The 19,621-nt window shown below is 61.6% G+C and carries 20 protein-coding genes; 14 read left to right on the top strand and 6 right to left on the bottom strand.

What is annotated here, in order from left to right:
* Positions 1–22 precede the first annotated feature (22 nt).
* Positions 23–2,671: an aminopeptidase N gene (gene pepN, locus GJA_RS04700; protein WP_038489276.1), complete on the bottom strand. Its 2,649-nt coding sequence runs from the start codon at positions 2,669–2,671 to the stop codon at positions 23–25.
* 236 nt (positions 2,672–2,907) lie between these two features.
* Here pepN and GJA_RS04695 point away from each other — a divergent pair, with 236 nt between their 5' ends.
* Entirely contained in the window at positions 2,908–3,540 is a 633-nt protein-coding gene (locus GJA_RS04695; protein WP_038489273.1) for a DUF4136 domain-containing protein, read from the top strand.
* Between the two features lie 69 nt (positions 3,541–3,609).
* On the opposite strand, the gene GJA_RS28470 is transcribed toward GJA_RS04695, so the two are convergent.
* From GJA_RS28470 to GJA_RS04680, 4 genes are all read right to left on the bottom strand, one after another.
* Complete coding sequence (locus GJA_RS28470; protein ID WP_277914392.1) at positions 3,610–3,732, bottom strand: hypothetical protein; 123 nt, start codon at positions 3,730–3,732, stop codon at positions 3,610–3,612.
* Complete coding sequence (locus GJA_RS04690; protein WP_038489271.1) at positions 3,729–4,703, bottom strand: quinone oxidoreductase family protein; 975 nt, start codon at positions 4,701–4,703, stop codon at positions 3,729–3,731. The genes GJA_RS28470 and GJA_RS04690 overlap by 4 nt, the downstream gene beginning before the upstream one ends.
* 10 nt (positions 4,704–4,713) lie before the next feature.
* Positions 4,714–5,106 (bottom strand): methylglyoxal synthase, encoded by a 393-nt coding sequence (locus GJA_RS04685; protein ID WP_038489269.1) that lies wholly within the window; start codon positions 5,104–5,106, stop codon positions 4,714–4,716.
* Positions 5,107–5,176: 70 nt separating this feature from the next.
* Positions 5,177–6,097, bottom strand: coding sequence for a DMT family transporter (locus tag GJA_RS04680; protein ID WP_038489267.1), 921 nt, complete (start codon positions 6,095–6,097; stop codon positions 5,177–5,179).
* 219 nt (positions 6,098–6,316) lie between these two features.
* Here GJA_RS04680 and GJA_RS04675 point away from each other — a divergent pair, with 219 nt between their 5' ends.
* The 13 genes from GJA_RS04675 (at position 6,317) to GJA_RS04615 (ending at position 18,594) form a co-directional block, all read left to right on the top strand.
* Positions 6,317–7,042 carry a YebC/PmpR family DNA-binding transcriptional regulator gene (locus GJA_RS04675; protein ID WP_038489265.1) on the top strand — a complete coding sequence of 242 codons (726 nt, stop codon included), beginning with the start codon at positions 6,317–6,319 and terminating at the stop codon, positions 7,040–7,042.
* 58 nt (positions 7,043–7,100) lie between these two features.
* Positions 7,101–8,369, top strand: coding sequence for a phosphoribosylamine--glycine ligase (gene purD, locus GJA_RS04670; RefSeq protein WP_038489262.1), 1,269 nt, complete (start codon positions 7,101–7,103; stop codon positions 8,367–8,369).
* A 152-nt stretch (positions 8,370–8,521) separates the two neighbouring features.
* Positions 8,522–9,805: a hypothetical protein gene (locus GJA_RS04665; protein ID WP_038489259.1), complete on the top strand. Its 1,284-nt coding sequence runs from the start codon at positions 8,522–8,524 to the stop codon at positions 9,803–9,805.
* A gap of 97 nt (positions 9,806–9,902) precedes the next feature.
* On the top strand, positions 9,903–10,817 hold the full coding sequence (gene hemF / locus GJA_RS04660; protein ID WP_038489256.1) for an oxygen-dependent coproporphyrinogen oxidase: 915 nt from the start codon (positions 9,903–9,905) through the stop codon (positions 10,815–10,817).
* Complete coding sequence (locus GJA_RS04655) at positions 10,814–11,467, top strand: nicotinate-nucleotide adenylyltransferase (RefSeq protein ID WP_051780298.1); 654 nt, start codon at positions 10,814–10,816, stop codon at positions 11,465–11,467. The genes hemF and GJA_RS04655 overlap by 4 nt, the downstream gene beginning before the upstream one ends.
* Entirely contained in the window at positions 11,468–12,169 is a 702-nt protein-coding gene (gene rsfS / locus GJA_RS04650) for a ribosome silencing factor (RefSeq protein ID WP_038489249.1), read from the top strand.
* Between the two features lie 6 nt (positions 12,170–12,175).
* On the top strand, positions 12,176–12,646 hold the full coding sequence (gene rlmH / locus GJA_RS04645) for a 23S rRNA (pseudouridine(1915)-N(3))-methyltransferase RlmH (protein WP_038489247.1): 471 nt from the start codon (positions 12,176–12,178) through the stop codon (positions 12,644–12,646).
* A gap of 22 nt (positions 12,647–12,668) precedes the next feature.
* A complete protein-coding gene (locus GJA_RS04640; protein WP_038489244.1) occupies positions 12,669–13,289 on the top strand; it encodes a Maf family protein in 621 nt (206 codons plus the stop codon).
* A gap of 55 nt (positions 13,290–13,344) precedes the next feature.
* Entirely contained in the window at positions 13,345–14,808 is a 1,464-nt protein-coding gene (gene rng / locus GJA_RS04635; protein ID WP_038489241.1) for a ribonuclease G, read from the top strand.
* Positions 14,809–15,020: 212 nt separating this feature from the next.
* Positions 15,021–15,584: a PAAR domain-containing protein gene (locus tag GJA_RS04630; protein WP_051780296.1), complete on the top strand. Its 564-nt coding sequence runs from the start codon at positions 15,021–15,023 to the stop codon at positions 15,582–15,584.
* On the top strand, positions 15,581–16,291 hold the full coding sequence (locus tag GJA_RS04625; protein ID WP_038489238.1) for a VRR-NUC domain-containing protein: 711 nt from the start codon (positions 15,581–15,583) through the stop codon (positions 16,289–16,291). Before GJA_RS04630 ends, GJA_RS04625 begins: the two co-directional genes overlap by 4 nt.
* An 8-nt stretch (positions 16,292–16,299) precedes the next feature.
* The gene (locus tag GJA_RS04620) at positions 16,300–17,385 is read left to right on the top strand and encodes a type VI immunity family protein (protein WP_197539780.1); all 1,086 of its coding nucleotides are present in this window, start codon (positions 16,300–16,302) and stop codon (positions 17,383–17,385) included.
* 186 nt (positions 17,386–17,571) lie between these two features.
* Entirely contained in the window at positions 17,572–18,594 is a 1,023-nt protein-coding gene (locus GJA_RS04615) for a hypothetical protein (RefSeq protein ID WP_038489235.1), read from the top strand.
* A 15-nt stretch (positions 18,595–18,609) separates the two neighbouring features.
* On the opposite strand, the gene GJA_RS04610 is transcribed toward GJA_RS04615, so the two are convergent.
* Positions 18,610–19,545, bottom strand: a complete 936-nt coding sequence (locus tag GJA_RS04610; protein WP_206778342.1) for an alpha/beta fold hydrolase — start codon at positions 19,543–19,545, stop codon at positions 18,610–18,612.
* Positions 19,546–19,621 lie beyond the last annotated feature (76 nt).

Here is a 19,621-nt window from a genome sequence, read left to right as displayed (position 1 = left end):
TGTGTTAAATCTATTGTTTTGCTTAATTGGCCAGCGCCTTGCTGACCACTTCCCGCACATCGTTCGACAGCTTGGCCTTGCCGGCCACTTGTTCCAGCGCGCGCCGCATATGGGCTTGCAGCGCCGGCGTGTAGCGGCGCCAGCGGTCCATGCTGCGTGCCAGCCGAGCCGCCACTTGCGGGTTCAGCGCGTCGAGCGCGATCACTTGCTCGGCCCAGAAGGCGTAGCCGCTGCCGTCGGCCGCATGGAATTGCGACGGATTGCCGTTGGCGAAGCTGAAGATCAGGCTGCGCGCGCGGTTCGGGTTTTTCAGCGTGAACGCCGGGTGCGTCATCAGTTCGCGCACCCGCGCCACGTCGGTGCCGGGCGCCGCCGCCTGCAGCGCGAACCATTTGTCGACCACCAGCGCTTCATTGCTGAAATCGACGTAAAAACTGGCCAGCGCCTGCGCCGCGTGCTGCGGCGAACCGGCGTGCATCAGCGCCGACAACGCTGCTGCGCGGTCGGTCATATTGCCGGCCGTGTCGAACTGCTGCTGCGCCAATGCCAGTTGCTGCGCTTGCGGCGCGATCAGCAAATACGACAGCGCCAGGTTTTTCAGCGCGCGCTTGCCGGCCGACAGCGCGTCCGGGCTGTATTTGCCCGGCGTCTGGTTGGCGTGGTACTGCTCCAGCAATTCGGTTTTCAGCGCGGCGGCGATGGTGCGGCGCATGAACTGGCGCGCCGTGTGGATTGCTTGCGGATCGACCACGTCCAGCTGTTCGGCGATGATGGTTTCGGATGGCAAAATCAAGGCCAGCTCGCGGAACGCCGGGTCCAGCGCGGCGTCGGACAGCAGCGCGCGCTGGGCCTCGATGAAGGTCGCATCCAGCGTCAGCGTGTCGCCCGCCGCCACCGCCGCGGTCAGTTTCAGCAAGCGTTCCATGGCCAGCCGCTGGCCCGCTTCCCAGCGGTTGACCGGGTCGCTGTCGTGCTTGAACAGGTGCAGCAGTTCGGCATCGGTATAGCCGTATTCGAGCACCACCGGCGCCGAGAAATCGCGCAGCAGCGACGGCGTCGGCGCTTCCTGCACATCGGTGAAGCGGAAGGTCCGGCTCGCCTCGGTCAATTCCAGCACGATGCTGCCGGTGCTGCGCCGGCCGTCTACGTTCAGCGGCAAGTCCCGGCCGTCGGCGCCCAGCAAGCCGACCGCCACCGGGATATGGAACGGCAGCTTGTCGGCCTGGCCCGGCGTGGCCGGGCAGCGCTGGCTCAGGGTGATGTCGTAGGTCCTGGCGGCCGCGTCGTACTGAGTGGCCGCGCTCAGCACCGGCGTGCCGGCCTGGCTGTACCAGCGTTCGAACTGGCTGAAATCGCGGCCGTTGGCGTCGGCCATCGCGGCGCGGAAATCGTCGCATTCGACCGCCTGGCCGTCATGCCGCTCGAAGTACAGGTCCATGCCCTTGCGGAAGCCGTCACGGCCAACCAGGGTCTGGTACATGCGCACCACTTCGGCGCCTTTTTCGTAGATCGTCACGGTGTAAAAATTGTTGATCTCGACGAAGGAATCCGGGCGCACCGGATGCGACATCGGGCCGGCGTCTTCCGGGAACTGGGCCTGGCGCAGCGTGCGCACCTGGTCGATGCGGGTCACGGCGCGGCCGGTGTCGGTGCCGATCATGTCGGCCGAGAATTCCTGGTCGCGAAATACCGTCAAGCCTTCTTTCAGCGACAGCTGGAACCAGTCGCGGCACGTGACGCGGTTGCCGGTCCAGTTATGGAAATATTCATGGCCGACCACCGCTTCGATGCCGGCGTAATCGACATCGGTGGCGACCCGCGAATTGGCCAGCACGTATTTGGTGTTGAAGATGTTGAGGCCCTTGTTCTCCATCGCGCCCATGTTGAAGTCGCCGACGGCGACGATCATGAAGCGGTCCAGGTCGAGTTCCAGGCCGAAGCGCTCCTCATCCCAGCGGATGCTGTTTTTCAGCGATTCCATCGCATAGTCGGTCTTGTCGAGGTTGCCCTCTTCGACCCACACCTGCAGCAGCACTTCGCGGCCGGACTTGAGCGTGTAGCGCTGCTCCTGGCACACCAGGCGCGCCGCGACCAAGGCAAACAGGTAGGACGGCTTCTTGAACGGGTCTTCCCACTTGGCGTAATGGCGACCATCGCCCAGGTCGCCTTCTTCGATCAGGTTACCGTTCGATAGCAGCACCGGATATTTTTCCTTGTCGGCGCGCAGCATGACGGTGTACTTCGCCATCACGTCGGGACGGTCCGGGAAGAAGGTGATGCGGCGGAAGCCTTCGGCTTCGCACTGCGTGAAGAAGTTGTTATTCGATACATACAGCCCGGACAGCGTAGTGTTTTGCTGCGGCGCCAGCAAGGTTTCGATGTCGAGCATCACCTCATCCGGCGCTTTCGGGATGGTCAGGCCGGTCGGCGTCAGCTTGTATTGCGAAGCTTTCAACACCTTGCCATTCATGGTCACCCGCACCAGTTCGATATGCTCGCCGTGCAGCTCGATGGCGCGGCTGACGGCGGCCGGATTGCGGTGCATGCGGATCCGGTTGGCCACCACGGTACGGGCTGGATCGAGATCGAAACCAAGTTCCACGCTGTCGACCAGGAAGCTGGGCGGGGTGTAGTCTTTGCGGTAAATCGTCTGAGGGCTGTCTGTGCGCATAGGGATTGTATGAGTGCGGGAGCAAAGGCCTATTTTACCAATACCAGCCCCTGATATGTCCGATACTGCGCTGATACTGCGGCTGGCCATGGAGAAGCCTTGTAGTCAGCCTTGTAGTCAGCCATGTATAAAGACAGACACAGCGGGTAACAATCTGTAATAATCGAACGTATTGTCACATCAAGACGTAGACTGTGAATCGGATACTTGAGTTTTCTTTGTAGGAGATCAATGCGATGAGATACCTCGCCATTTTGGCAACCGCCATGACGCTGCTGCTGTCCGGTTGCGCCACCACCATCCGCAGCGATGTCACCGCCTTTAACGAATGGCCGGTGGGATTGCAGGAAAAAACCTATACCTTCCAGGCCGCCGCGCCGGAACATGATACGCTGGAATACCGCAGTTACCTGAACCTGGTGCGCGGCGAACTGGCCAAGCTGGGTTTCCGCGAAGTGGATCGCGCCGATGCGGCGAAACTCAAGGTAGTGATGAACTTCTCGACCACCGACTTGCCGGTGCGCGTGCTGGAAGCCACCGACCCATTCTATGGCCCGGGCTACTGGGGCGGCCGCTACGGCTACGGCGGACCATGGGGCTATCGCGGCTGGTACGGCTACCGCTCGCCATTCTACGACCCATTCCTGTATGGACCTTCATTTGAAGAATCGGTACGCCACAATTTCGAGCGCCAGTTGCGGGTTACCATTGATGGCACGGATGGCAAAAAACTGTTCGACGTGACCGTGCATAACACCAGCCGCAAGGCATCGACCGCAGTGGTGATGCCGGCGATGGTGGCCAGCGCCTTCGCCAACTTCCCCGGCCAGAACGGCGTGCCGCACCGGATCGACTTGAAAGTCGAATAACACGGTGCAGATAAAAAAAGCCGGCTTGCCTGTCATGCACGCCGGCTTTTTTTACGTCTGTGGCGTTTTTTACGAGTAGTAGGCCTCGGCCGACAGGGTGATCACGCCGATCAGCATCACCGCCAGCACCAGCACGATCAGCAGGCGGCCGAATTTCGGCGCGCCGTCGCCGCAGTCCGGCTGGCCGCTCACGGCAGCAAGATCGACGAACCGACCGTCTTGCGCGACTCCAGTTCGGTGTGCGCCCTGGCCACGTCGGCCAGGTGATAGCGCTGGCGCACTTCGATCTGCACCTCGCCGCTGCCGACCACGCCGAACAGCGAGGCCGACATCTCTTCCAGGTTCTTGCGGTTATTCGCGTAGGCGAACAACGCCGGGCGGGTGATGAACAGCGAACCGCGCGACGCCAGTTCGGTCAGCGAAAACGGCGGCACCGGTCCCGACGCATTGCCGAAGCTGACCATCGTCCCCAGCGGCGCCAGGCAATCGAGCGACTCGGTAAACGTATCCTTGCCGATCGAATCGTAGACCACCGACACGCCCTTGCCGCCAGTGATGTCGCGCACCCGCTCGACGAAATTCTCGGTGTTGTAATTGATGACATGGCTGGCGCCATGCGCCTTGGCCAGCGCGGTTTTCTCATCCGAACCCGCGGTGCCGATCAGGTTCACCCCCAGCACCCTGGCCCACTGGCAGGCGATCAGGCCGACCCCGCCGGCCGCCGCGTGGAACAGCACCGTGTCGCCGGCCTTCAGCGCCACGGTGCGGTGGAACAGGTATTGCACCGTCAACCCTTGCAACATCATCGCGGCGGCGGTGTCGAAGCCGATCCGGTCCGGCAGCACCAGCAATTGCGCGGCCGGGATATTGCGCGCCTGCGCATACGCGCCATTGATGCGCACCGCGTAGGCCACCCGGTCGCCCGGCTTGACTTCGGTGACGCCGTCGCCGATGGCTTCGACGATGCCGGCGCCCTCGACGCCCAGGCCGCCCGGCAACGGCTGCGGGTACAAGCCGGTGCGGAAATACACGTCGATGAAATTGAGACCGATCGCTTCATGCCGGATGCGCGCCTCGCCCGGACCCGGCGGCGGCAAATCGACGTCGATATATTCCATCACTTCCGGACCGCCGGTGCGGTTGATCCTGATTGCCTTGGTCATCGCGGTACTCCTAGCTGGATGCCTGCGCCTGGCGCGCCTGCAATTGCGACAGCACCAGATGGGCCGACGCGAGATTGGTGGCGCACGCCACATTGTGCACGTCGCAGGCGCGCACCAGCGCGTTGATGTCCGGCTCGTGCGGCTGCGGCGTCATCGGGTCGCGCAAGAAAATCACGCAATCGATCAAGCCTTCCACCAGCAGCGCGCCGATCTGCAAATCGCCGCCGAACGGCCCGGAATGCTTGCGCTCGACAGCCAGGCCCAGCTCGTTGATCAGCCGGCCGCCGGTGGTGCCGGTGGCGGACAATTCGCAGGTGCGCAGGAAATCGGCATAGCCGGCGGCCAGCGCGATCATGTCGTCTTTTTTCTTGTCGTGGGCAATCAGGGCGATCCGTGCTTTCATGGGCGTGCTTTCATTTGACTAAATTGACTCATTGCATCGTTAACCGCGCCAAGCGGCAAACTGTGACGGGCTATTTCTTTTTCGACAATATGTAAATCCCGGCCAGCACCAGGCTGGTGCCCGCCAATTGCCAGTTGGTGATCGGCTCGCCCAGTATCATGGCGCCGAGGAACAGCGTCGATACAGGACCGATCATACCCGCCTGCGAAGCGGTCGGCGCACCAATGCGCTCCACCGCCACCATCGTCATGAAGACCGGCATCACGGTGCAGCAAATGCCGTTAATCAGCGACAAGCCATACACTTGCATCGGCTGAATCAGCAATTCGGCCGGCCGCAACACGAAAAACTGGCCGATGCACGCCGCGCTGGACACGCACATCGCATACGACACCAGGCGCAGCGAACCGATGCGCTTGACCAGCTCCCCCGAGCCCAGCAGGTAGACCGCATAGGCGCTGGCCGAACCGAGCACCAGCAGCGAACCGAGCACCACATTGCTGGCGCCGCCCTGCAAATCGTGGACAAACACCAGCACGATGCCGAGATACGACGTCACCAGCGCCACCCATTGCAGGCGGCTGATGCGCTGCTTCAGCACCACCGTGGTAATCAGCAGCACGAAGGTCGGCGTCAGGAACAGGATCAGCCGCTCCAGGCCGACCGAAATATATTGCAGCCCGAGGAAATCGAGGAAACTCGACAAATAATAACCAACCAGCCCCAGCCCGACCAGGCGCCAGCGGTCGGCCACCGCCAGCGGCGCCTCGGTGCGCATCTTCCACAGCGCGATCGCGGCGAACACCGGCAGCGAAAAAATCATGCGGAAGGCGATCAGCGTCACCGCATCGATCTGATAGCGGTATAACAACTTGGCGACCACGGCCTTGGTGGAAAACAATACCGCGCCGCCCACCGCGATGGCGAGGCCGCCAAGATACGTTGAACGGGACAGTGTCTGGGAGGGGGATTGGGCTGGACTTGTACTCATGTATCAATTGTAAGGGCAAAAGCTGAAGGTCGTTGTGGTCTATGGCCAGCAAACAATAAGAACTCGACCAGCGCATTGCACTTTTGATACTATTGCATCATATAGTTGTTGTGCAAGCGCACAAAAGCGCCTGATACCAGGCGATGGCCGAGATTTTTTCGACATGCCCCTATGCTAAAATGTCGGCCACAATTGCACACCGTCTAAGGAAGATTCGACATGGCTGGACACAGTAAATGGGCCAATATCAAACATAAAAAAGCCGCGACCGATGCCAAGCGCGGCAAGATCTGGACCCGTCTGATCAAGGAAATCACGGTTGCCGCGCGCATGGGCGGCGGCGACGCGCTCACCAACCCGCGCCTGCGGCTGGCGGTCGACAAGGCGGCCGATGCGAACATGCCGAAGGATAACGTGCAGCGCGCGATCAACCGCGGCAGCGGCGGCGTGGACGGCGCCAACTATGAAGAAGTGCGCTACGAAGGCTACGGCATCGGCGGCGCGGCGATCATCGTCGAGTGCATGACCGACAACAAGGTGCGCACCGTGGCGGAAGTCCGCAATGCCTTCAACAAGAACGGCGGCAACATGGGCAATGAAGGCTCGGTCGCCTTCCTGTTCCAGCATTGCGGCCAGTTGCTGTTCGCGCCGGGCACCGATGAAGACAAGCTGATGGAAGCGGCGCTGGAAGCCGGCGCCGACGATGTGGTGGCCGATGACGAAGGCGGCTTCGAAGTGCTGACCCCGGTGCACGATTTCGCAACCGTCAAGGAAGCGCTGGAAGCGGCCGGCTTCAAGGCCGAGGTGGCGGAAGTGATCATGAAACCGGCCACCGAAACCGTGTTCTCCGGCGACGATGGCATCAAGATGCAAAAGCTGCTCGACGCGCTGGAAAACCTGGACGATGTCCAGGAAGTGTTTTCCAACGCCCTGATCGAAGACTAATCGATATGTATGGCCCGGAGGCGCAATGCGCCTCCTTTACTCTGAACGAACGGTTCTTATGAAAATTTTGGTAGTCGGCTCTGGCGGCCGCGAACACGCCCTGGCCTGGAAACTGGCCCAATCGGAACGCATCCAGATGGTGTATGTGGCGCCGGGCAATGGCGGCACCGCGCGCGATGCGCGCCTGGTCAACCTCGACATCAGCGACCCGCAGTTGCTGGCCGACTTCGTTGAGCAGGAACACATCGGCCTGACCGTGGTCGGCCCGGAAGTGCCGCTGGCGGCCGGCATCGTCAACCTGTTCCGCTCGCGCGGCCTGAAGATTTTCGGCCCGACCAGGGAAGCGGCGCAACTGGAATCGTCGAAGGACTTCGCCAAGGCGTTCATGCAGCGCCACGGCATCCCGACCGCGGCCTACCGGACGTTTTCGGAAGTCGCTCCGGCGCACGCCTACATCGACGCCCATGGCGCGCCGATCGTCATCAAGGCCGACGGCCTGGCCGCCGGCAAGGGCGTGGTGGTGGCGATGAGCCTGGAAGAAGCGCACCAGGCGGTCGACCAGATGCTGTCCGATAACCAGTTCGGCGACGCCGGCGCGCGCATCGTCATCGAGGAATTCCTGGCCGGCGAAGAAGCCAGCTTCATCGTCATGTGCGACGGCAAGAACATCTTGCCGCTGGCCACCAGCCAGGACCACAAGCGCCTGAAAGACCAGGACCAGGGTCCGAACACCGGCGGCATGGGCGCGTATTCCCCGGCGCCTATCGTGACGCCGGCGATGCACGCCCGCGTGATGCGCGAAATCATCAACCCGACCATCGCCGGCATGGCCAAGGATGGCATCGTGTTCACCGGCTTCCTGTACGCCGGCCTGATGATCGACGACAAGGGCAATCCGAAAACGCTGGAATTCAATTGCCGCATGGGCGATCCGGAAACGCAACCGATCATGTCGCGCCTGAAAACCGACTTGGTCAGCGTCATGGAACACGCCGTCAACGGCACGCTGGACGCGGTCGAACTGGAATGGGACCGTCGCACCGCCGTCGGCGTGGTGATGGCCGCCGCCGGTTATCCGGACGATCCAATCAAGGGTACGCTGATCGACGGCATCCCGGCCGAAACGCCGGATGCGGTGACCTTCCACGCCGGCACGCGCCAGGCCGACGGCAAGCTGTACACCAGCGGCGGCCGGGTCTTGTGCGTGGTCGGCCTCGGCGACAGCGTCAAGCTGGCCCAGAAACAGGCCTATGAAACGCTGGAAAAAATCCATTTCGACGGCGCCCAGTACCGCCGCGACATCGGCTGGCGCGGCTTGAAGCACTGAGCGCCAGATCGCTTGCGGTAAAACAGCGGGGCCGGCGCGGATCTATTCCGCCCGGCCCCTTTGAGGTCTGTAGTGCGCCAAGGAAATAGCTTTTATCATAAGATTGCCGGTCTCATTCCTCTTGAAAGCCCGATCTTGAAAGCTCTCCAGCGATGACCGCCGACCCGCGCATTACTTCCATCAATACCATCCACGAACTGGGCCTGATCAGCGTGGAAGAACGCGACGATGCGCTGGACGAGCTGGAACAGCACCAGATCGACCTCGACGATCCGCAGCTGGCCGGCCTGGAGCTGGACCTGCTACAGGCGAACCCGAGCCTGATCGACACCCTCGCATGGCTGCTGACCACCCAGGTCTTGCCGGCCGATCGGTTGCGGCAAACGCTGCAGACACTGCCCGCCCACCATGCAGGCGACGCCTTGTCCAGGCGCCGCGACCTGATCGAACAGACGCTGCGCCACGTGCACCAGGCGGCCCTGAAAATCCTGTACGACGAAGACTTGATCGACCCGTGGCTGCGCGACGCCGCCGGCGACAGCTTGCCGGCCGGCCAGTTGGTCGCCTCGCCGGTCGACGCGCTGTTATTGATCGTCAACCAGGGCAAGCTGACGGCCAAACAATTCAATGCCTTGCTGGCCCGCACCCGCAGCGGCGGCTCCGGGCTGGCCGTGATCATCGTCCATGCGACCGCCAAGCGGCTCGCCAAACAGCGTCCCTGGCTGGCCCGCCTCGTGACGCCCGGCCGCCACTGGCTGGGATTGATCGGCTTGCCCGCGCTGCTGGCCGCGATCGTCTGGAGCCAGACCCATGATCACGACGTGCCGGACTGCGATTCCGGCATGGCGCAAGAAAGGATTGCCGGCTTGCTGCCGTCGTTCAAGCCGGGCGACATCAGCGAAGCCGGCTACAATCCGCGCCGACGGATACGCGCGTGCATCGTCAGCGCCCAATCCGGCGCAGCGCAGGCCAGCCAGGGCTATACCATCGCCGCCTCGATCAAGAACGACTGGTACGACATCGCGCTGGCCTGGCCGGAACTGCTGACGGCGCGCTTCGGCAAGCTGGACAAGAACGGCGATTTCCTGCGCAGCGGCGTGCCGCTCGGGCGCGACGCGATGCTGGCCGCGTTCAGGACCGCCAGCGCGGGGATCAGCGGCGAGTGGAGCCCGCCCGGCGCGGTGCACGACCAGCTGTCGTACACAGTCAGCCACGACCCCGCGGTCAGCATCGACGACCTGGAACCGCTGGGGCCTTGCCGCGCGGTGAGGACCGGCATGCGCTACGCCTGCCCTGTGCTGGTGGCGCTACACGCCGAACGGCGCGAACTGTTGCGAGGCGAATTCACGCTGGAACGCGACGCCGCCGGCCAGCCGTGGGCCATGTCCAGCCGTTTCGCCAGCGAGCTGGCGCGCGCCCGCGCCACAGAAAACTAAGCTGGAAACGCCGCGCCGCTTGTTTTGCTATCACAAAAATCCGCAACAGGGTACAATCCACCCTCAATTTTTATTCCGCCCGTTGCGGCCCCCCACGATGTCGTCAGCCCCCTCCCCTTCAGCCGTCAAGGCATATTTGCTCGACCTGCAAAGCCGTATCGTCGCCGCGCTCGAAACGCTGGACGGCAAGCCGTTCGCGCGCGACGCCTGGCAGCGCCCGGAAGGCGGCGGCGGAATTTCGCGGGTGATCGAGGAAGGCAACGTGCTGGAACGGGGCGGCGTCAATTTTTCGCACGTCACCGGCGCGGCGCTGCCGCCGTCGGCCGCCGCGGCGCGTCCTGAACTGGGCGGCAAGCCGTGGGAAGCGATGGGCGTGTCGCTGGTGCTGCATCCGCGTAACCCGCACGCGCCTACGGTGCACATGAATGTGCGCTTCTTTACCACCACCGACGCCAGCGGCGCGCCGGTATGGTGGTTTGGCGGCGGCATGGACTTGACGCCGTATTACGGCAACGCCGACGATGCGCGCCACTTTCACCAGGTCTGCCGCGATGCGGTGGAACCGTACGGCGAGGGGCTGCACGCCAAGTTCAAGAAGTGGTGCGACGATTACTTCTACCTGAAGCACCGCCGCGAAGCGCGCGGCGTCGGCGGGATTTTCTTCGACGATTTCAACCATACCGGCTTCGAGCAAAGCTTCGCCATGGTGCGCAGCGTCGGCGACGGTTTTATCGATGCCTACCTGCCGATCCTGGCGCGCCGCAAGGATCACGCCTACGGCGAGCGCGAACGCGATTTCCAGGCCTACCGGCGCGGCCGCTACGTCGAATTCAACCTGGTGTTCGACCGCGGCACGCTGTTCGGCCTGCAATCGGGCGGACGCACCGAGGCGATCCTGATGTCGATGCCGCCGCTGGTAAAATGGCGCTACGACTGGCAGCCCGAGGCGGGCACGCCCGAAGCGGCGCTGTACACCGACTTCCTGCCGCATAAAGACTGGCTCGGCGCGTGACGGCACGCTGTATCGCGCTGCTGGGAGGCAGCTACGATCCGGTGCATAACGGCCACGTGGCGCTCGGCGGCTATTTCGCCAGGCTGCTGGCGGTGGACGAATTGCGCGTGATTCCAGTGGGATCGGCATGGCAAAAAGGCCATTTGCAGGCATCGCCGCGGCAACGTATCGAGATGGCCAGGCTGGCGTTTGCCGGCCTGGACTTGCCGGTCACGTTCGACCGGCAGGAAATCGAACGCGGCACGGCGACCTACACCATCGACACGCTGCGCCAAGTGCGCGCCGAATGCGGCCCGCAGGCGTCGATTGTGTTCCTGATCGGCGCCGACCAGTTGCAGCGCCTCGATACCTGGCGCGACTGGCAGGCATTATTTGATTACGCCCATTTTTGCGTGGCGGCCCGTCCGGGTTTCGCGCTGAACGGGACAGAGGTGCCGAAGGCAGTGGCGGACGAGTTTGCGCGCCGCCTGGGCACCCTGGAACACATCCGCAACACGCCGCACGGTCTGACTTATCTGGCACGGGACTTCGCGGTGGATATCTCCGCCACCCAAATACGCGCGGCACTACAACGGGGCGCTACGGCAGATTCGCTTATTTCCCCACTAGTGCTAGACTATATTGAACAACATAATCTATACAAAAGCTAAATGGACATCAAAAAACTGCAAACCCTCGTCGTCGACGCCCTTGAAGACGTCAAAGGCCAGGACATCGCCCTGTTCGACACGACCCACCTGACCAGCCTGTTCGACCGCATCGCCATCGTTTCCGGCACCTCGAACCGCCAGACCAAGGCGCTGGCCGCCTCGGTGCGCGACAAGGTCAAGGACGCCGGCGGCGACATCGTCGGCATGGAAGGCGAAGACACCGGCGAATGGGTGCTGGTCGACCTGGGCGACATGATCGTCCACATCATGCAGGCGCCGATCCGCGCCTACTACCGCCTGGAAGAAATCTGGGGCGACAAGCCGGTCAAGCTGGGCGCCGCCAAGCGCGCGCCTAAAAAAGCCGCCGGCGACGAGCCGAAGAAGACCAGCAGCCACCTGGCGGCTAGCAAGGCAAAAGTCGATGCGGTGCCGGTGATCGAGAAAAAAGCGCCGGCCAAAAAAGCCGCCGCCAGTACTAGCGCCGCCAAGGCCAAGGCGCCAGCCGCGAAAAAAGCGCCAGCCGCGAAAGCCGTCGGCAAGACCGTCAAGGTCGCGCCAACCAAGTCCGAAACCGCGGCCGTCAAGGCATTGAAGGCGCTGCCGGCGAAAACCGTGCGCGCGCCGAAAGCGGTGAAACCGGCGGCCGATGCCGCTCCGGCCAAGACCGTGATCAAGCGTATCGTCAAAAAAGCCGCCGAGTAAGGCGCGATGCAGCTCATCATCGCTGCGGTCGGCCATAAAATGCCGGCCTGGATAGAGACGGGCTTCGCCGAATACGCGAAGCGCATGCCGCCGGAATTGCGCATCGTGCTGAAGGAAATCAAGCCCGTCGAACGTTCCGGCAGCAAGACCGCCGCTACCGCGATGGCGCTGGAGCGCGAACGCATCGAGGCCGCCCTGCCGAAGGGCGTGCGCATCATCGCCCTCGACGAGCGCGGCAAGGACCTGACAAGCGTCGGCCTGTCGCAGCAAATCATGAACTGGCAGCAGGATGGGCGCGACACGGCCTTCCTGATCGGCGGCGCCGACGGTCTCGATCCCGAGCTGAAGGCGCGCGCGGAAGGCATGATACGCATTTCCAGCATGACCCTGCCGCACGGCGTGGTGCGGGTGATCCTGGCCGAGCAGTTGTACCGCGCCTGGACCATCACCCAAAACCACCCCTATCACCGTGTCTGATTTCGAGGCCCCGGGAGCCAGCATGAAACCTGCCGACAAAAAAATCTACCTGGCCTCCAAAAGCCCGCGCCGGCGCGAACTGCTGCGCCAGATCGGCATCGATTTCGAACTATTATTATTGCGCAGCGACGGGCCGCGCGGTCCCGACGTCACCGAAGAAGTCCATCCCGGCGAGTCGGCGCTCGACTACGTGGCGCGGGTCGCCAATGAAAAGGCGGCGTTCGCCTGGGACGTGGTCGGCAAGCGCCGCCTGACGCCGCGTCCGGTGCTGGCGGCCGACACCACCGTCACCATCGACGGCGCCATCCTCGGCAAGCCCGCCGACCTGGCCGAAGCGGTCGCCATGCTGCAGCAACTGTCGGGCCGCACCCACCAGGTGCTGACCTCGATCGCCGTGCATTACCAGAACTATGCGGCGCACATCACGCAAGTGTCGCAAGTGCGCTTCGGCGTGCTGAGACCGGCCGCCATCGCCGCCTATTGCGCCACGCCGGAACCGTACGACAAGGCCGGCGGCTACGGCATCCAGGGCAGCGCCGCGGTATTTGTCGAACACATCGAAGGCAGCCATTCCGGCATCATGGGACTGCCGCTGTTTGAAACGGCACAACTGTTGCGCCAGGCCGGCTTGCCGCTCCCGTGAACCCGCGTATGATGGCGTTCGCCCCCACTCCCCTACCAGACGCCAGCCGAGATTCATGAACGAAGACATCCTGATCAATATCACCCCGCAAGAAACCCGGGTCGCCCTGATCGTGCAAGGCGCGGTGCAGGAATTGCACATCGAACGCACGCTGACGCGCGGCTTGGCCGGCAACGTCTATTCGGGCAAGGTGGTACGGGTACTGCCGGGCATGCAATCGGCGTTCATCGATATCGGCCTGGAGCGCGCCGCCTTCCTGCACGTGGCCGACATCTGGGAAGCGCGCGGCCACGACGGCCAGAACGCGCCCCCGACGCCGATCGAAAAAATCCTGTTCGACGGCCAAGTGCTGACGGTGCAAGTGATCAAGGACCCGATCGGCACCAAGGGTGCGCGGCTGTCGACCCAGATCTCGATCGCCGGCCGCATGCTGGTCTACCTGCCGCAGGATAAACACATCGGCATCTCGCAGAAAATCGAAAAGGAATCGGAGCGCGAACTGCTGCGCGGCCGCCTGCAAAGCCTGCTGCCGGCCGATGAAAAAGGCGGCTACATCGTGCGCACCATGGCCGAGGACGCGTCCGACGCCGACCTGGCCTCCGACGTCGAATACCTGCGCAAGACCTGGGCCGCGATCACCCACGGCGCGCGCACCCGCCCGGCCACCAGCCTGCTGCACCAGGACTTGAACCTGGCCCAGCGCGTGCTGCGCGACTTCGTGCACGACGACACCGCGACGATCCAGGTCGACTCGCGCGAAAACTACGCCAAGCTGCGCGAATTCGCGCAAACCTATACGCCGAGCGAACTGACCCGCCTGCAGCACTACACCGGCGAACGGCCGCTGTTCGACCTGTACGGCGTCGAAGAAGAAATCCTGCGCGCGCTGGGCCGCCGCGTCGACCTGAAGTCGGGCGGCTACCTGATCGTCGACCAGACCGAGGCGATGACCACCATCGACGTCAACACCGGCGGTTTTGTCGGCGGACGCAACTTCGCCGACACCATCTTCAAGACCAACCTGGAAGCGGCGCACGCGATCGCCCGCCAGCTGCGGCTGCGCAACCTGGGCGGCATCATCATCCTCGACTTCATCGACATGGACAACGCCGAGCACCGCAACGCCGTGCTGGCCGAACTGAAACGCACGCTGTCGCGCGACCGCACCAAGGTGTCGGTCAGCGGCTTCTCGGCGCTGGGCCTGGTCGAAATGACGCGCAAGCGCACCCGCGAATCGCTGGCGCACATCCTGTGCGAACCGTGCCCGGCCTGTTCCGGCAAGGGCCAGGTCAAGACCTCGCGCACGATCTGCTACGAAATCCTGCGCGAACTGCTGCGCGAGGCAAAACAGTTCAACCCGCGCGAATTCCGCATCCTGGCGTCGCAGGAAGTGGTCGATCTGTTCCTCGAAGAAGAATCGCAGCACCTGGCGATGCTGGGCGATTTCATCGGCAAGAAGATTTCATTGCAGGTGGAGAATGCGTATCATCAGGAACAGTATGATGTGATTTTGATGTAGCCGGATTAAACAGATGTGGCCATTGTTCGGACGACTAATCCGACACCCACCATCGATCAACGTGCTCATTGACTTGTAGCAACATCGGCATTCCACCAAGGCTGATAACTTTAGCTTGGTCAACGGTACAATTTGGGAGTGACCAGCTTCGATTTTTATCGGAACGATCCGTACCGGGACCTCCCCCCTGCCAACAACTCAGGAGAATTGCTTTGGGTCAAGCACTTATCGTTCACGGAGATACAACCAGTCACGGCGGCACAGTCATCAGTTCTTCGCCGTTCAGTGACACCCTTGGCAAAGGATGGGCTCGCATGGGCGATATGGTGTCTTGCCCACGTTGCAAGGGTATTTTCCCCATCAGCCAGGGCGATGCAAGTTTGACCGATGACGGCAAACCAGTGGCCTACCACGGCTGCAAAGTAGCCTGTGGCGCGACGCTCATCGCCAGCCAGAACTTTACCACCACCGTGCCATCGGCCGGTGCCGGCTGCGCGGCCACCAGCGATATTGCCAACCGGTATGGGGTCATCGGCGCCGGTTTGCTTGCCGGCTACAAGGATGAGCCTCTGGATGACGCCGGTCAGCGCTTCCGGGGCCGTTTTCAGGTGCTGGACCAAACCTCGGGCGAGCCGGTGGCCGGCCAGCAGGCGCGTGTACGTTCCACTGGCGGTCAGTACCTTAGCAACACGACCGATGCCGATGGCTACACGCAATGGGTGGAACGGGACGCCACCGAGGCGCTTGCCTTCGACCTGATCCAGCAGCAGCCATGACGGAACCCCTGACGCCACTGGCCACCGGTGGCATGTCGCCGCAAGGCACGACAACCGTCGTCAAGATCAACCGGCCCAACCTGGACAGGATCGACCAGAAAGTGTTGTGCTCGGCCATCTGCAAGTGTAAGGACACGCCAGGCATCGGCAAGGATGGCCGCTCGCTCAAGCAGTCCTGCGTATCGACCAGGCTCAAGGGATTGGACCAGGCGCTAAAGCACCACAGCATTTATAAACCCGAAATCAATTACGACATGACACAACAGCCGCCCGCCCCCATCATGGATTCTACTCTGGAAACGAAAGGCCATGACTGGCTGCCTGGCTGGATTCAAAAATGGTGGGATATACCTGATCGGCAGAGCGGCCCACGACCACCTTTCAAGGCACGTGAAGGCATGGTGCGGCGCCCCGACGTGGTCATCGTCAACGACCCGGCCAAGCCGCCAACGCAGGACAACATCAAGCAGGTTGTTGAAATCAAATTTCCGCCAGATACTGCCACCGGTGATCAGCTAACGGACTACGCACGAATTGCCGGCGGCGATAGCAAGCTGGTCGTTGTAGGGCCAAGCGATTGCGACTGCGGCCAGCCAGATCCCGATCACCCTAAAATTCCCGTCGAGCAACTTGGCCCTGCCGCCGCTGCCGCTGCTCTACTCTACATGTTGCTGGCAAAGCGCCCACTGCCTTTGCCTGCGTATTAAGGAAGTTCATGATCATGAACACATTGCCATTCGATCCTATCCAACTGATGCGCGAGCATCCCGAAAAAATGCGTATCCCCGGAGGCCTGCTTACCAAGCACGGTCCGCAAGACTACGTGGGCAGCGTGCCGGCCGTCACCGGTACTCTGTTCTTCAGTGACGCTCATTTGTCGGAGGTACGCGAAGCCATCTGTGCCTGCTTCGACGAGTACCAAGCCATCGCCAAGAATCAGCTGACGTGGCTATGGCGTGCCGAGCCACCTGAAGGGCCGGACAAGATGGTTTATGGAAAGGCCAAACCCCTGCGCGAGATGATAAAGCGCATGTCGGAAAATGATCTGGTCAGTTTCACCTATATCAGCGGCGAGAAAGATCATGATGCGAGCGATTGGGAATTCCAGGTATTCGGTATTCGCGGATGGAAAGCCAAGATGGGTACTTGGGGACTCTGCGCACTGCGATTTTCCATGCCCATTTTATACGTCGAGGAAAATCCCACAGCCTTCCAGGCCATGTTCGTGAGCTTCGCGCATCGCTTAAAAGCGATCCACGGCTACGGCGGGCATGGTCTGGTTCTGTCTGCAGTGCGTTTAAACGATAACCAGCCTTTTGAAGCGTTTTTGGCTGACAAGCTCAACGGCCTTGATGTCGGCCACCCGGTCAGCGGCGCGACGCATGCCCATGAGGGTATCAAAACTGTTTCCTGGCTGACGGCGGTGAACCACGAGATGATCAAGAAAATCGGCGGGCTAAGCACAATCCGCTCGGAATTGCCGATGGACTGGTTCGCGCTGTACGATTACGGGGTCGGCTTGGTGATTCAGGCCGGGCCGAAGCCCGAGGCCGCTCCGGTCGATGCCGATCCCAAACCGGCACGCCTGGTGCTCCCGAATATGCTATTGAAAGAAGTCCGGGCTCCCAAGATCAGCGTGCACTATGCATCGAAGAATGGTGAGCCTCGCATCATTGGCTGGGCTGCGGAACAGTGGCTCAAGCGTTTTGATATCTCCGAGGACGACCTGCTGAGCTACAAAACCAAGCTGCTGGACGAACCCAAGCTGACCAGGGAAACCACGCTACCGAACCGGCTCTGAGCAACCAGGCTCCTGTAATCGGCGATCTGTCGATAGCCAGCGCTTGTGGCGGATTGACTCACGCAAAGTGCTGCCTTAGTAGAACAAAATGCGCCGCCCTACCTCCACGGGGCATACGAGAATTGAAACTGTGAACACTTTCAGCGAGGACCTAAGGTCTCAACCTAATGGACAACGGGGTCGTGAATGAGTGAAACCAAAGGATGGGCGTATGTAACCGAGTTTGGCCCCCAACGCATTACTGCTTGGGAGGTAAAACGGCAGCGCGACCTACTCGGTGGCGGGCCGCTCGGAAAGACGTATTGGAGCCAGCATCGAAAAGGCGAGCGAAAGAAAGTCAAGCAAATGCAGAGACCGCATACGAAGCCGTTTTTTGCGTATATGAATGATTCGATGCCGCATGAAGGTGATGGCGGCGAGTCTCTGTCTCACGTACTATTCAAGCACGCAATTGCTCGACTCAGCAAGACCCAACTACGGTTTCCCAATGGCGAGACTCATGAGATCCGCATCACGCATGCGGATCTCGAGAAGACCATTTCGTTGGCTGTAGGCTACCGCGTCGTCGACGTATATTGCAAGTTCGAATCCGATGGCTATCTGGCAATAAAATGGGGTGGAGAGGTCTGCTTTGAGGTTTGGCATACACATCGTGCACCGCCCATGAAGATCATTGGCCTGCGAGACAAGCGCGTCCCGGTTGTTGAAGTGAAGGTCTCCGAATTCTTCAGATACCGTTACGATGGCGATACCACGAACGCCGAACGGGAAGAGAAGCACATCGTCTATTTGGTAGGGCGTCTGGAGGAATTTATGACTGGTAAAGCAATCAGTGATCCTAGTTCCATGGAGTATCTGGAGGAAAAGATACGGATCATGAACGCTCAAATGGCTCGAGATACGAAGCTCGCTGCAGCCCGGAGTGACGAAGTAGAAATCTTCAAAAGGGAATTGGGAAGACTTAGAGGTGAAATAGCAGCGTTAGCCGGTCACAACGGATCACTGACAACCACGCTCACCTTGCTGAACAAACAAACTACCACGGACGCAAGCACTATCGTAAACCTGAAAAATGCAAATACCGCCTTGACTGAGGAGCGAGATTCGATGCGCGATACTCTAAAAATCCGGACATATTGCCTAGCCAGTACTGGTGTAGGCTTAGCAATCTGCATACTTCACGCACTTTACGTCATTGTTGTAAGATAGCTATAAATAACCAAGCTACGCCCGCAAAAACGGCTCCAGCGCCGCCAGCAGCGCATGCGGCGCTTCCTCGGCGACAAAGTGGCCGCAGTCCGGTATCACCACCCCGGTCACGTCATCGGCCAGGCTGCGCATTTCCTGTTCCACCCTGGCGCCGACGGCTTTTGCGCCGCCAATCGCCAGCACCGGAATGGCCAGCGTCTTCTGGCGCCATGTGATGTGTTGCTCCATGCTTTGATCGAGGCTGCGCCAATATTCAAAGCTCGCCCGCAGCGCCTCTTTATCCTTGAGCGTATCGACATAATGCGCCACCGCGGCCGGCGCGATAGCAGTCGCGGTGGCGGCCTTGGTGGCGAACTGGTAGCCAAAATAAATGTCTTCTCGGCCTTGCACCAGCTGCTCGTTGATCACCAGCGCGCGGTTGAAGTTGAAGTGCCAAAGGAAGTCGCTTAACTGCCGGTTGGCGATCAGCGGCGGAGACTGCGAAATGCCCGGAATCGTCGCATCGATGACGGCCAGCCGCGTGACACACGCCGGAAAATCGCTGGCCATCGCATAGGCGGCCCACATGCCGATGTCGTGGCTGACCACGGCGAACCGCTGATGCCCCAGCAGGTCCATCGCGGCGACCAGATCGGCCGCCACCGTCGCCGAATCGTAGCCGTCCCGCGGCTTGTCCGAACGGCCGAAGCCGCGCGCCTCGATCACGATCACGGTGTAGTGCCGGGCCAGCGCCGGCATCACCATGCGCCACGCATACCAGGTCTGCGGCCAGCCGCCCAATAGCAATAATGGCGGCCCGTCGCCGCCGATGACGGCATGCAGCGCAAGATCGGGGAGCTTGATCCGGTAGCTGTTGAAGATGTCGGCGAAGCCTGCGGCAAGGCCGGGGACGCCGGATACGGTGCCAAAGCCGGTGAGTTCTTGAAGGTGTGACGTGCGCATGGTGATCATGGTGAGTTGCTCGGCGGTTGAATGGTTTATTTTTTGTCGATCGACAAAGAAATAGGCTACACGTTCGCCGGCACCT

It is taken from the genome of Janthinobacterium agaricidamnosum NBRC 102515 = DSM 9628 (assembly GCF_000723165.1).
Classification (GTDB): Bacteria; Pseudomonadota; Gammaproteobacteria; order Burkholderiales; family Burkholderiaceae_D; genus Janthinobacterium; species Janthinobacterium agaricidamnosum.
The sequence above is the reverse complement of the archived record's forward strand: the minus strand, read 5'-3'. Positions and strand labels throughout refer to the sequence as shown.